Annotated in this window: 11 protein-coding genes, 1 tRNA gene and 1 pseudogene; 3 read left to right on the plus strand and 10 right to left on the minus strand. The window is 69.1% G+C overall.

The window, feature by feature from the left end; all coding sequences use genetic code 11:
• Positions 1 to 7: 7 nt before the first annotated feature.
• Positions 8 to 1,213, plus strand: a complete 1,206-nt coding sequence (locus ACFV9G_RS12435; protein ID WP_378727785.1) for a DegT/DnrJ/EryC1/StrS family aminotransferase — start codon at positions 8 to 10, stop codon at positions 1,211 to 1,213.
• A gap of 60 nt (positions 1,214 to 1,273) precedes the next feature.
• On the opposite strand, the gene ACFV9G_RS12440 is transcribed toward ACFV9G_RS12435, so the two are convergent.
• Positions 1,274 to 2,035: an SDR family NAD(P)-dependent oxidoreductase gene (locus ACFV9G_RS12440; RefSeq protein ID WP_378727786.1), complete on the minus strand. Its 762-nt coding sequence runs from the start codon at positions 2,033 to 2,035 to the stop codon at positions 1,274 to 1,276.
• Between the two features lie 94 nt (positions 2,036 to 2,129).
• Positions 2,130 to 3,131: a MaoC/PaaZ C-terminal domain-containing protein gene (locus ACFV9G_RS12445; protein WP_378727787.1), complete on the minus strand. Its 1,002-nt coding sequence runs from the start codon at positions 3,129 to 3,131 to the stop codon at positions 2,130 to 2,132.
• A gap of 34 nt (positions 3,132 to 3,165) precedes the next feature.
• Here ACFV9G_RS12445 and ACFV9G_RS12450 point away from each other — a divergent pair, with 34 nt between their 5' ends.
• Positions 3,166 to 4,089: a 3-oxoacyl-ACP reductase gene (locus tag ACFV9G_RS12450; protein ID WP_378727788.1), complete on the plus strand. Its 924-nt coding sequence runs from the start codon at positions 3,166 to 3,168 to the stop codon at positions 4,087 to 4,089.
• On the plus strand, positions 4,089 to 5,654 hold the full coding sequence (locus tag ACFV9G_RS12455; RefSeq protein ID WP_378727789.1) for an AMP-binding protein: 1,566 nt from the start codon (positions 4,089 to 4,091) through the stop codon (positions 5,652 to 5,654). The genes ACFV9G_RS12450 and ACFV9G_RS12455 overlap by 1 nt, the downstream gene beginning before the upstream one ends.
• A 14-nt stretch (positions 5,655 to 5,668) precedes the next feature.
• On the opposite strand, the gene ACFV9G_RS12460 is transcribed toward ACFV9G_RS12455, so the two are convergent.
• The 8 genes and pseudogenes from ACFV9G_RS12460 to ACFV9G_RS12495 form a co-directional block, all read right to left on the minus strand.
• Positions 5,669 to 6,727 carry a 2Fe-2S iron-sulfur cluster-binding protein gene (locus ACFV9G_RS12460; protein WP_378727790.1) on the minus strand — a complete coding sequence of 353 codons (1,059 nt, stop codon included), beginning with the start codon at positions 6,725 to 6,727 and terminating at the stop codon, positions 5,669 to 5,671.
• A 205-nt stretch (positions 6,728 to 6,932) separates the two neighbouring features.
• Complete coding sequence (locus tag ACFV9G_RS12465; RefSeq protein ID WP_378727791.1) at positions 6,933 to 8,273, minus strand: MBL fold metallo-hydrolase; 1,341 nt, start codon at positions 8,271 to 8,273, stop codon at positions 6,933 to 6,935.
• Between the two features lie 520 nt (positions 8,274 to 8,793).
• Entirely contained in the window at positions 8,794 to 9,615 is an 822-nt protein-coding gene (locus ACFV9G_RS12470; protein WP_378727792.1) for a trypsin-like serine protease, read from the minus strand.
• A gap of 244 nt (positions 9,616 to 9,859) precedes the next feature.
• Complete coding sequence (locus ACFV9G_RS12475) at positions 9,860 to 10,765, minus strand: nucleotidyl transferase AbiEii/AbiGii toxin family protein (protein WP_378727793.1); 906 nt, start codon at positions 10,763 to 10,765, stop codon at positions 9,860 to 9,862.
• Positions 10,762 to 11,139, minus strand: coding sequence for a hypothetical protein (locus tag ACFV9G_RS12480; protein WP_378727830.1), 378 nt, complete (start codon positions 11,137 to 11,139; stop codon positions 10,762 to 10,764). Before ACFV9G_RS12480 ends, ACFV9G_RS12475 begins: the two co-directional genes overlap by 4 nt.
• Before the next feature lie 90 nt (positions 11,140 to 11,229).
• Positions 11,230 to 11,349, minus strand: a pseudogene (locus ACFV9G_RS12485) (type IV toxin-antitoxin system AbiEi family antitoxin domain-containing protein); the annotation flags it as partial.
• 368 nt (positions 11,350 to 11,717) lie between these two features.
• Positions 11,718 to 11,790: transfer RNA gene (locus ACFV9G_RS12490), tRNA-Ala, on the minus strand.
• A gap of 43 nt (positions 11,791 to 11,833) precedes the next feature.
• Positions 11,834 to 12,649 (minus strand): hypothetical protein, encoded by an 816-nt coding sequence (locus tag ACFV9G_RS12495; protein WP_378727794.1) that lies wholly within the window; start codon positions 12,647 to 12,649, stop codon positions 11,834 to 11,836.
• Positions 12,650 to 12,652: the final 3 nt, after the last annotated feature.

Consider the following 12,652-nt stretch of genomic DNA (forward strand, 5'->3'; position numbering starts at 1 on the left):
GACCGTCATGACCGAACGCATCACCTATGCCCGAGCGACGCACGGCGAGGAGGAGATCCAGGCCGTGCTCGACGTCCTGCACCGGGGACACCAAGGCCTGCGGATCGGACCGTCCGTCGCCGAGATGGAGACGCGGGTCGCCGCACTGAGCGGCAAGGAGTACGGCGTGATGTGCAACTCCGGCTCCTCGGCGCTCTACGTCGCCGTCGAGCTGCTCGGCCTGCCCGCGGGCAGCGAGGTGATCACCTCGCCGCTCACGTTCTCGACCGACGTGGCTCCGCTGGTGCGCGCGGGCCTGGTGCCGGTCTTCGTCGACGTCGAACCGGCCACGTTCAACGCCGATGCGGCGAAGATCGAGGCGCTCGTCACCGAGCGCACCGGTGCGATCCTGCTCCCGAACCTCGCCGGCAACGCACCTGACTGGGACGTCGTACGCGACGTCGCCGACCGGCACGCCCTCAAGGTCATCGAGGACACCTGCGACGCGCTCGGCGCGACCTTGCGCGGCACCCCGACGGGCGCACGAGCCGACTACAGCTGCACCAGCTTCGCGATGGCCCACATCATCACCTGCGCCGGCACCGGCGGCATGGTGATGACCGACGACGTCACCGACCGCGACCAGGCGCTGCTGCTGCGTCGCTGGGGTCGTCGCTCGGAGCCCAACCTGTTCGGGAACGGCACCAGCCGGGTCTTCCGTGAGCAGCTCGACGGTGTCGACTACGACAACGACTTCATCTTCGACACCCTGGCGTGGAACTTCGAGCCCTCCGAGCTGGGCGCCGCCTACGGGGTCGTCCAGCTGAACAAGCTGGCCGCCAACTACGAGCGCCGCAAGAAGACCTTCGCGGCCTACACGGCGGCGTTCGGGGCGTACCCGGAGCTCTTCACCACCCCGGTCGAGCTTCCCGAGCTCGACACCGCCTGGCTGTGCTACCCGGTCCTGGTCGACGCCGACGCGCCGTTCTCCCGTGGCGACCTGCAGGAGGCGATCGAGGCGGACGGCATCGACACCCGCACCGTCTGGAGCGGCAACGTGACCAGGCACCCGATGATGGCCGGCATCGACCATCGGGTCCCGGACGACGGGCTGCCCCACGCCGACGCGGTCTTCGAGCGCGGGATGAGCCTCGGCATGAGCCACGGCCTCACCGACGCTCATGTCGAGCGGGTGACCGACTCGATCCACCGGTACGCCGCCCGCTGGGTCTGAGCCGAGATCGACTCTGCCGCCCCACTCCAGGAGTGGGGCGGCAGAGTCTTTCGTCGGAGATCAGCCGAAGAACGCCTGGCCACCGTCGAGCGGGATCGTGGCGCCGGTGAGGTAGCGCATGTCCTCGCCCAGGAGAGCGACGACGGCACGGCCGATGTCCAGCTCGCAGTCCCCGATCCGGCCCATCGGGATGGCGGCGACGAACTCCTCGGCCTCCTCGGGGTTCTGCTCCGTCCACCACTTCAGCCCCGGCGAGAGCGCGTGCGGGGCGATGCTGTTGGCACGGATCCCGTCGCGGGCCCACTCGACGGCCGCGGTGCGGGTGAGGGCGCGGACGGCCTGCTTGGCCGCGGCGTACACGCCGTAGGTCGTCGGGTCCCAGCGCACCATCGCGGAGGTGACCAGGTTGACGACGTTGCCGCCGCCGCGGGCGACGAAGTGCGGGTGGCACGCCTTCATGAACGCCAGCGTCGCGAACGGGCCCGACGCGAAGCTCCGCTCGACGGCTTCGTCGTCGATGGTGAGCAGCGGCCCGTACGCACCGGAGTAGGCGTTGTTGACCAGGATGTCGACACCGCCCATCGTCTCGACGACTTGGGCGACGGTGGCCGGGATCGTGCTGGTCTCGGTGATGTCGCAGACGAACGGGACGGCGCGCACCCCGCGCTCCACGAGCAGCTCGCAGGTGGTCTCGAGCTTCGCCGCCGTACGACCGACGACAGCCACGTCCGCGCCCTCGGTCGCCAGTGCCAGCGCGATGCCTTGCCCGACGCCCTGCCCCGCTCCGGTCACCAGCGCGACCTTTCCCACCAGGGAACCCATCTCCAACCTCCTAGATCATGACCGCACGACGCGGCACGCAGTCATGATGGTTCTCGGCGGCGGGATCGGTAGGGGTCGTTACTGCTGAGCGGAATCAGCCGAAGACCGCCCGGGCGGCGGTGATGGCCGGCCCGCGTTCGGTGACCACGTCCAGGCCACCGTCGGCCCAGCCGCGGACGGTCAGCGGCTCGCCGGGGAACACGGGAGCGGCGAAGCGTCCCTCGAGCTGGGTCAGGTCGGCCGGGTGGGCGCCGGTCTCGCGCGCCGCGACGAGGGTCGCGGCCGACAGGGTCGCCAGGCCGTGCAGGATCGGTCGCGGCTGGTCGATGGCCGCCGCGGCCGCGGGGTCGACGTGGATGTGGTGACGGTCGCCGAGCAGCCGGTAGATCAGGGCCGCGTTGTCCGCGGTGGCGAGCTCGGTGCTCCACGCCGGAGCATCGTCCGGGGGCGACACCCGACCGGGGCCCCGATCGCCGCCGAACCCGCCCCGACCGGGGGCGAACAGCGACCAGGTGGCGACGAAGTGCTCGCTCTCGACAGCGAGGTCGTAGACCGCGGCCGCGCCCTTGTCCCAGACGCCGGTCACCCGCGCGGTCATGGTGATCTCGCCGCTGGCCGGCAGTGGTTTCAGGACGGTCAGCGCCTGAGCACCGTGCAGTGCCGTACGCGTGTCCCAGGCCCCGGCCGCACCGAGCACGTCCGGGGCCCACTGAGCGAGCGTGAGAGCGAAGCCGGGAAGCACCCGGAGCCGCTCCTCGAAGACGAGGTCGATCTCGTCCGGCCGGGCGCCGACGGCAAGGGCGAACAGGATCGGGTCCCGGTCGGACCAAGCGACCGTACGCTCACCGACGGTCAGCCCGATCCAGTCACCGGCCGGCGCATCGGCGTGGGGGAGGGCGCTCACGAGCGCCGACGCGACCTCACCTGTCCTGTCGATCTCGTACGCCATGGTGCTCCCGTTCTCGAGTCTCAGCACGAACAGACGCATCCTGCTGACGCGCGAGATACCGGTCGAGCCGCGCTCCCGCTCACCGGGCGCCGACCCGATGAGCGGGAGCACTGCTCGCGCCCGGGCCTTCGGCGTACCTATCGTCACGGGCGCCGACCCAAGACCGACCGAAGGAGCAATCGTGGGCAACATCGACCTCACCGGACGGACCGCCGTGGTCACCGGAGCAGGCGCCGGGCTCGGCCGGGCCGAGGCGCTCGCCCTGGCCGGGCAGGGCGCGAACGTCGTCGTCAACGACATGGGCGACGCGGCCGACCAGGTTGTCGCCGAGATCGAGGCCCTCGGCCGCAAGGCGATCGCCGTCAAGGGCGACGTGAGCAGCTGGGCGATGGGCCAGCAGCTCGTCGACGCCGCGGTCGACACCTTCGGCAGCCTCGACGTCGTCGTCAACAACGCCGGCATCCTGCGCGACACGATGCTCTTCAACATGAGCGAGCAGCAGTGGGACGACGTGATCCGGGTCCACCTCAAGGGCCATGCCGCGGTCTCGCGGGCGGCGTCCGTCTACTTCCGCTCCGCCTCCAAGACCGCCGGCGGCCCGGTCTTCGGCCGGGTCGTCAACACCGCCTCGGAGGCGTTCCTCTTCGGCGCCGCCGGCCAGTCCAACTATGCCGCCGCCAAGGCGGGGATCGTGGCCCTGACCCTGTCGACCTCTCGCGGTCTGGAGCGCTACGGCGTGACCGCCAACGCGATCTGCCCGCGGGCGCGCACCGAGATGACCTCGCACGTCTTCGCCGAGGACGGCGACACCGAGCGCCTGGACATCCTCGCCCCCGAGCGGGTGGCCTCCTTCGTCGGCTATCTCGCCTCCCCCGCTTCGGCAGGCATCAGCGGCCAGGTCTTCGTCGTCTACGGGGACATGGTGGCCCTGATGGCGGCCCCGACGGTCGAGAACAAGTTCGTCGCGGCCGACGGCACGTTCTCCGTCGACGAGCTCGACGCCCAGCTCACGCCCTACTTCGAGGGCCGCTCGCCCTACCAGACCTACGCCGCGTTCAGCGTGGCGAAGCTGGACACCACCGGCATCGAGAACGTCGCCGGCTGATGACTCCCGCTCCCGACCCACGCACCGTGGCCGAGCTGATCGACGCGGGAGCGAGACGCTTCGGTGACCGGCCGGCGCTCGTCGAAGGCGCCCGCACCTGGACCTACGCCGAGCTCGCCGAGGACGTACGCCGCACCGCGCGGGCCCACATCGCCGCCGGGGTCCGCCCCGGCGGCCGGGTCGCGATCTGGGCGCCCAACCGGTCCGAGTACGTCCTCGCGATGCTGGGTGCGCAGCTGGCCGGCGCGGCCGTCGTACCCCTCAACACGCGCTACCGAGGCCGCGAAGCGCGCGTCGTGCTCGAGCGGTCGCGAGCGGTCTCGCTCGTCGTCGCGAACGGCTTCCTCGGCAACGACTACCTGGCGATGCTGCGAGAGTCCGCGCCCGGCGGCGGTCTCCCCCATCTGCGCACGATCGTCGATCTCGACGGCGGCACGAGCGAGGGGGTCCTGAGCTGGCCGGACTTCATGGCCGGAGCCGACCGGGTCACCACCGACGAGCTGGCGGCCGCGGAGGCGACGCTGACGCCGGACACGATGTGCGACCTGCTGTTCACCTCGGGCACCACCGGCGTACCCAAGGGCGTGATGAGCGCCCATCGGCAGACGTTGGGCGTCGCTCAGGTCTGGGCGGAAGGCGCTGGGCTCACCGAGCTCGACCGGTACGCCATCGTGAACCCGTTCTTCCACGGGTTCGGCTACAAGGCAGGGATCATGGCCGCGCTCTCGGCAGGCTCCGCGATCCACCCCGTCGCCAGCTTCGACCCCGAGAGGCTCATGGCCCAGGTGGAGCGTGAGCAGATCACCGTGCTCCCGGGGCCGCCGACGATCTTCATCACCCTGATCGACCATCCGCGCCTCGCCGACTTCGACCTGTCCTCGCTGCGGTTCGCGATCGCCGGGGCGGCCACCGTCCCGGAGACGCTCTTCGAGCAGATGCTCGACGTGCTCGGGTTCGACCAGGTGGGCCAGGCGTACGGACTCACCGAGTGCCTCGTCGCCACCCAGTCCCGGCCCCACGAGGACCCGCGTCACGTCGCCGACACCACCGGTCCCGCCGTGCGCGGGATCGAGGTGCGGGTGGTCGACGCCGCCGGCGTCGATGCGGCGCTCGGCGAGGACGGCGAGATCTGGCTGCGCGGCGAGAACGTCATGCTCGGCTACTTCGAGGACCCCGAGGCGACCGCCGAGGCCATCGACGGCGACGGCTGGCTGCGCACCGGTGACGTCGGCCGGCTCGACGAGCACGGCTGTCTGAAGATCACCGACCGGATCAAGGACATGTTCACCGTCGGCGGATTCAACGTCTATCCGGCCGAGGTCGAGAACGTTCTCACCGGTCACCCCGACGTCATCGAGGCTGCCGTCGTCGGCGTCGCGGACGAGCGGATGGGCGACGTCGGGCACGCCCACCTCCGGCTCCGTGCCGGTGCCGCACTCGACGACACCGTCCTGACGGCGTACTGCCGTGAGCGGCTGGCGAACTTCAAGGTCCCGCGGGCGTTCACGGTCGTGGAGGAGTTCCCGCGCAACGCGAGCGGGAAGATCCTCAAGCACGCCCTCTGAGCTGCCGGTCTCCCTCAGCCGTAGGTGACCTTCACCGTGTCGGTGACCGGCACCGACTGGCAGCCCAGCCGGATGCCGTCGGCGAGGTCGTCCTCGTCGAGCACGTCGTTGCGGAGCATCTTCACATCGCCCTCGAGGAGCTGGACCGCGCAGGCGGAGCACTCCCCCTCACGGCAGGAGAACGGCGCCTTCACCCCCTTGCTCTCCAGGAAGTCGAGCAGGGTGGTGCCCGGGTCCCAGTCGTCGAAGATGCGCTCGCAACCGTCGAGCTCGACCTCGAGCTTCACCGGGGCTGCTGCGCTCTCGTCGACGGCGAGCGCGGGCTCCGGCTCGGTCTCCCGCTCGACGTGCCCGAACGGGTTCCCGCCGAGCGACACGAACTTCTCCTGGTGCCTCCGCTCACGCGGGAACCCGAGCTCTTTGAGCGCGGCCGTGACCATGCTCATGAACGGCGCCGGGCCGCAGGTGAACGCATCCGAGGAGAGATGCTCCGCCGCGTACGCCTTCAGCTGCTCGGTCGTCGGCAGCCCCTGGACCGACTCCAGCCAGTGGACCACCTGGAGCCGATCGGGATGCCGGGCCGCCAGCTCGGACAGCTCGGGGGCGAAGATGACCGAGTCCTGGTCGCGGTTGGCGTAGAAGATCACGATCCGGCCGTTGCCCTCCGACAACGCAGCCCTCGTGATCGACATGATCGGGGTGACGCCCGAGCCCGCGGCGAAGAGCAGCAGGTCACGGTCGTACGAAGCCGGGGTGAAGATGCCGGAAGGCGGTAGCACCCGCAGCGTGTCGCCGACCACGAGCTCGTCGCAGATCCAGTTCGAGGCGTACCCGTCGACCGTACGCTTCACCGTGACCGTCAGGTATCCGCCGTCGTAGGGGCTGCTCGACAGCGAATAGCAGCGGGCCGCTATATCGGTGGTGTCGCTCGGGACGGCGACCGTCAGGAACTGGCCGGGCCGGTAGGCGAACGCCTCTTCCGCACCTGCCGGCACGGCAAAACGGATCGACTTCGCGTGCTCCGTCTCGTCGACGATGTCGACGATCTCCAGAACGAAGGACTCGGTGTCCAAGGATCTCCCCTAGCGCGGTTGAGAGGGTGGCGACGATGCTGCCACCGACCGCCCGCCGGATCAGGTGCCCCTCCCGCCCACCGGAAGCCACCGCTCACGCCTCAGCGCGTGACATCGCCACCAGACTCCTCACGACGGTCACCGCCTGACGACCCAACGCCGATCGGTCGTCCCGCGACAACCGATCGGCTGGGCCCGAAACTGTCTACCGCGCAGCCACGCGGAGCGTGCTGTTCGCGGGCAGGTCGACGCTCTCGGCGTTGGAGCTACCCTCGAAAGATGCGGTGACCTCCTGACCCGGCCGCAGGCCGCGGTCGAGAGTGCAGGTCGCAACCCCCGTGTCGTCCGTGACAGCGGTGCAGATGTCGCGGGAACCAGTCACACCGAAGGTCACGGTCTGGCCGGCCACGACGCCCCAACCCGGCTCTGTGTCCGGTGATCCCCACCCGGTCTCGAGCTGTGCCGTGACAGTCTTGGCCCGGGCCTCGGGCTGCTCGATCTCGAGCGAGACCACCCGCCACACAGGTACGTCGGTAGCCGGGTCGACGCTGGCGAGCCAGGCGGCCGCACACCCGCGCCAGATCGCGGCGGCACGCAGCGTCCGGTCCTCCCCGATGACGAACGGGTTCGGCGAGCGGGTGCCCGCGCGGTCGATGGCCTGCATCCTGACCAGCGACCCGTCTGAGGTGGGGTGGGTCAGGATCGAGCCGTCCGCGTCGTACTCGTCTACGAGTCGGTAGGTGCGCTCGGTGCCGGTCAGATAGCCCTTCGCCGCCTCGACTCCACGCGGGTGGCCCTGGCGGCCGCCCAGGAGCATCAGGTGTCGCTCCTTGCCCTGGCTCACCGGGATGAGGAAGTTCAGCGCTCCCGGAGTGTGCCCGGGGATGGACTGGACGACGATGGTGGTGCCGCCGACGGTCATCTCCTGCGGCTCTGCGATGCCGGAATCGATGAGCTCGGGGTCGTACGCCTTTCCGGGCGCGTCGGCGGAGCCGATGTAGATGTCGAGGTCGGGACCGAACTCGGCGCGGAGCTGGTTCGCACCGCCGTCGTGATCACCGTGACCGTGGGAGACGAAGACGGCCTCGAGCGGGTGTTTGTCCCCCAGGCCGAGCGTACGCAGGGATGGCATCGTGTATTCGGCGACCTCTGCGGCGTTGTTCTGGGTGTCGAAGAGCACGAAACCGCCGGTCTCGGTCCGGAGGATGTACTGGCCGACGTACTGAGTGCCGACGTACCAGAGATCGTCGAAGACCCGGGTGAGCGGCACCTTGGTGTCGTGGCGCTCGGCGCTGGTCCGGTCATAGAAGTCCGGATCCTCCACCGCATCGCACGAGTAGGTCCGGATCGTGTTGACGAGGTCGAGATCACCGCCTGAATTCTTCGTCGCCTCGGTGAGATGCTCCTCCACCTCGCTCGCCTGATCCTGCGCGCCGGCGGCCGTCCCACCCGCCGCGTTCCCGACACAGAGCGCCGCGGTCAACGTCAGAGCAACGGCCGCCTTCGTCGCCACACCGCGACTGAGGACACCGGTTCTTTTCCGCATGATGCTTCCTTCCAATCGAAGTCCCGCATAGGTTCGAACGCCCGATCGTTTCTCACACAATGAGAAGCTTTATCACCAGATGTGACGGAGGTTACGCCGCAGCGTTTTGAACCGTCAAGGGCTCGTCCGCCGAAGTGCGCGATCGGCAGCTCCGGCCGGACAACGGATCCATCCAGTGGAGAAGCGGCCCGAGGAAGGACATGAAATAGACGAAACCCGGTCCTGACGGCCATGTCACGGCCGGCCAGAACCGGGGTTTCTACTGGCGGAGCTGAAGGGAGTCGAACCCCTGGCCTTCTCGGCGGGTTTCAGAGAACCGCCGTTTGACCTGGGCAGGAATCTGCCATCGACGTAGGTGACACTCTTCACGCTACCCCGTGGTCTCGGGCGATCGCGGGGCCCTCGGAGGGCTTTCGCGGAGTATTCGCGGAGTCGGCCCGGCAACGCCTGGACTCGGATCGCATGTCCGGCGCCCACCGGCCGGGTGCTTGTCCGGCCGACCGGTATTGGCGCAGCGAGCTCAGGGTAGGTTCACGAACCCGGCGAGGAAGTCGCGGGCGGCTGGGGTGTCCACCCGGTAGGTCACGTCGATGGCTTTACAGAAGGTGTCGCCGGTAACCGTGATGGACGTCACGACGTTGGTCTCGGTTGCTCCGGCGCCGAGGAAGTGCGGCCCTCCGGAGTCCCCGGAACAGGTGCCCCCGTCGCCGGTGGCCTGGTTGGCCGACAGGGTCAGCCAGGTGCTGGTCAGCGATGCCGGGGTCTGGACGGCGAATCGTCGCTCGGTGTTGTCCAGGATCCCCGCAGGCCCTCCCTTGCGGGTCTCGCGGACCGCCCCGTAGCCGACGGTTGTGAACTCGGTGCTCCTCAGCTGGTGTGCGGCCTTGAGGCCATCCAGGAGGCCGGCTTCGGGGAGCTGGGCCGGCTGGATCCCGACGGGTTCGTCGAGCACGATCACGGCGATGTCGTGCGGCTCGGAGCGGCCACCGGCCCCGGAGTAGCCGTAGTCAGGGTGAGTGTGCGCGGTGCCGCGGTGCAGGGTCATGCCCGGGCCGATCTCGTCGTCGAAGGTCACCACGGCCTCACCCTCGCCGACGCCTTGCGCGTCGAGGAAGGCGGTGCAGTGCGAGGCGGTCAGGAACACGGTCTGCGAGATCAGGGTCCCCGAGCACGCCTGGTCCAGCGCACCGTCCCCGTCGAAGTCGTAGACCAAGCTGCCCACGGCCGGATGCCGCCCTTGGTCGGGCGCCCCGTACACGATGGCAGCCGCCGGTGACACCACCGCCAGCACCACCGCGCTCGCCGCCGAGACCACCAGTGCGGACCGAAGCCAAGCCCCCATGATTCCCTCCGCTAGTCGCGGTGTGTCGTTGCGTCCCGAGACCCTTGCAGCATGCCCAGCGCAGCACGTCGGCGTCATGCCCCATTTGGGGCGATCCGTCCGAGTAGCGGCGAGATCCTCCCGACCCACCAGATCGAACCCGAGAAGAGCGACTGGCGACACACGCGAAGAAGCCCGGGCCGATGGCCCGGGCTTCCTGTCGCGCAAGTCGCGACTCAGGGGTCACCTCTGTCGCGACCAGAGTTCAGGACCATCCCCGGGCCTCAGCCCGCCACTGCGCAGTACCTATGGCATCCGCACTCAACACCGGGTCGGCGAACCGGACCGCCATCGCCACGACGTCCTCGAAGGTCGCAGGGAGATGCTCGCCATCAGCACCCAGGCCGCGTCGATACGCGACGTACGCGGAGGCCCTGACCCTCACCAGGTCACCGATGGCGTCAGACAACGGCCTGACTTCGACCCCTCGGAAGGCCATGGTGGCAGCGACCGCCGTACGCACCTCGGCGCAGCCGAGGTCATGGGTCGTGACGAGCGTGTAGATGTCGGCCCAGTCGCGCACTCTCGTGCTCGCGGGCCCGAGGTCGATCGCGGTCGAGATCTTCTCCGCGAGCACTGTTGCGATCGGGTAGCCCAAGATCCGCACCGGCGCCGTGCCGGGCCGCAGCGCCGGAAGCTCGACCACCGACGGCTCCGGGGTGACCGGGTCTCCGAAGTTGATGTCCAGCTTGAGCTTCAACCTCGCCGTACCAAGCTCCGCGTCCATGGTCACGCGGACCCCGGAATAGAGCGCATCGTCTCGGATCATCGCCGCCTTGACGGTCTCGGTCAGGTAGATGACTCCGTCGTCAGGGTCGGCCAGACCCGCGATCTCGACGACACGGGCCGCGACAGCGCTCTCATCGGCCGGCATGTTCCGAGCCAACGCGTCCGCATCGGTGGTCGGGCGTCGGCTCCCGAAGCTCGCCAGGAGCATCCCGCCCTTGAGGACGAAGTCACCGGCGTACGGCGATGTGCTCATCCGGGCCAGCCATCGCTCCACGACATACATCGTCAACAGGTCCTGGGTACGTCTGCGCTCCCGACGGGCACGATTCTGCAGGTCCAGGTAGGCGCGCCCCGCGGCGGTCTCTCGCGTCGCTCGACTCATCGTGCCCCCGCGATGTCCAGCGCCAAGCGCACTGGCCCCACCGCACCCAGGACGCTGGCGTACTCCAGCACCCTCCCCGGCTTCGCACCTGGCGATGCCAAGTATCTGTTCAGCACCGTGTGTGCCAACGGCTCACCAAGTCGGTGCCGCAGGCGCATCAGGTCCACCACTGTCCGCGCGGAGTCGTAGATTCGCGTGTATTCATCCGGGGCGACCTCCATCCGCGTGAGTCCGACCTCGAACGTCTCAGCGTCGAACCGGAACACCGTAGTCGGCGGATAGGCGATGCGCACCGGATGCCGTCCGGAGGAGACCGCGATCTGGACGGCCGGCTCCATCTCATCAGTGAGTCCGTGTGCCACCGCTGCGCTCACACAACACACAATCGCGTGCGGAGCCCGCATCCCAACCGCCAACAGATCAGGAAACGAAGGCTGCGGCGCATCCGCGTGTCTGAACACACCCCGCGAGAGCTCGATGATGTCACCCTCGTCCCGCCATCGATACAGGTCCCGCGGATGCACTCCTGACCGCAGGGCCGCCCGCGTCGTGAATGTCACCGGAAGTGACTCCAAACCCGTCATGGATAAAAACCATACACTCTCAAAGTGAGGGTGTATGGTTTTTATCCATCCTCACAGGCCCGCACGGACGCGTCAGAACCTGACATCTTCGTAGAAGCGACCACGCCGTAGCTTTCATGAAAGCGAGCGGGCACAGGCCGAGGTGGCGCCTGGGTCACGAGTCGATCGCGACCACGAATCTCTACCTTCACTTCCTCGGCACAGGTGCCGATGCTGCGGGCCTGGATCGGCTCAACGACACGGGCCACAGGGTGCTCGGAAGCCTCCGGGGGACCAGGGGGCACATGACGAGGAGACCGGCGAATGACAAGCAAGAAACCCGGCTCTCACCGCCGTGTTGTGGCTGGTCAGAACCGGGTTTCTACTTGTGGAGCTGAGGGGATTCGAACCCCTGGCCTTCTCATTGCGAACGAGACGCGCTACCAACTGCGCCACAGCCCCAAGCGATGAGAAACGTTAGCACCTCGTCGCGGGTGTTACCCAATCAGGAGCCCGTGGCGCGACCGCGTTCTGCCTCGGCGGCCTCGGCGGCGGCACGCTCGGCTTCCTCGGCCTGGCGGACGAGCTCGGAGTCGGCAGCGTTGCGGCCCGAGCTCCACACGCCGGTGGCGTCGAGGTCGATGGTGCGGACGGTGCGGCGCGGCGCGGCCTCCTTGGAGACGTACGTCGGCAGCGGGGTCTCCACCGGCTTCCAGGAACCCGCGGGGAGGTGCTCGCCGGTGTCGTCGTGCTCGACGACGGCCACCAGGTCGCCGGTGTCCTGGTCGATGTCGAAGGTGACCCGGGGCGGGGCGACGGGCTCCGGCTCGGGCAGGTCCTCGGGGAACGGGATCCGTGCCCAGACCTCCCGCTGGTGGCGGACGCTGAACCGGCAGGTGACCAGCCAGGCGACGACCAGGCCGGCCGGGATCGCGATCCAGACCGGACCGAAGACCCCGAAACCAGCGAGAGCGCCGACCACGGCCAAGCCGAGGACCAGCACTCCCAAGACGATCGAGCGGCGCTTGGCCGCGGCGCGAGCCGCACGGCGGCGTACGGCCATCGGGACGGCTCGCGGTACAGGCTCCGCGGCTGCCTCGGCCTCCGCCTCAGGCTTCGCCGACTTCTCGGTCACCAGATCGGTGGAGTCCTTGCCGGTGGCTTCTCGTCGAGCGAGGATCCGGCGGGACTTGGAGATGGCGGCGCTGGCCCGGCTCTTGGTCCCGTCCTCTGCCGCCGCCGACTGTTCGAGCGCTTTGGGCACCAAGTACACCGCCCACGCCACGGCGAGGGCGACGAAGATGAGTGCGCTCGGGTCCACGTT

This window comes from Nocardioides sp. NPDC059952, assembly GCF_042730435.1.
Lineage (GTDB): Bacteria > Actinomycetota > Actinomycetes > Propionibacteriales > Nocardioidaceae > Nocardioides.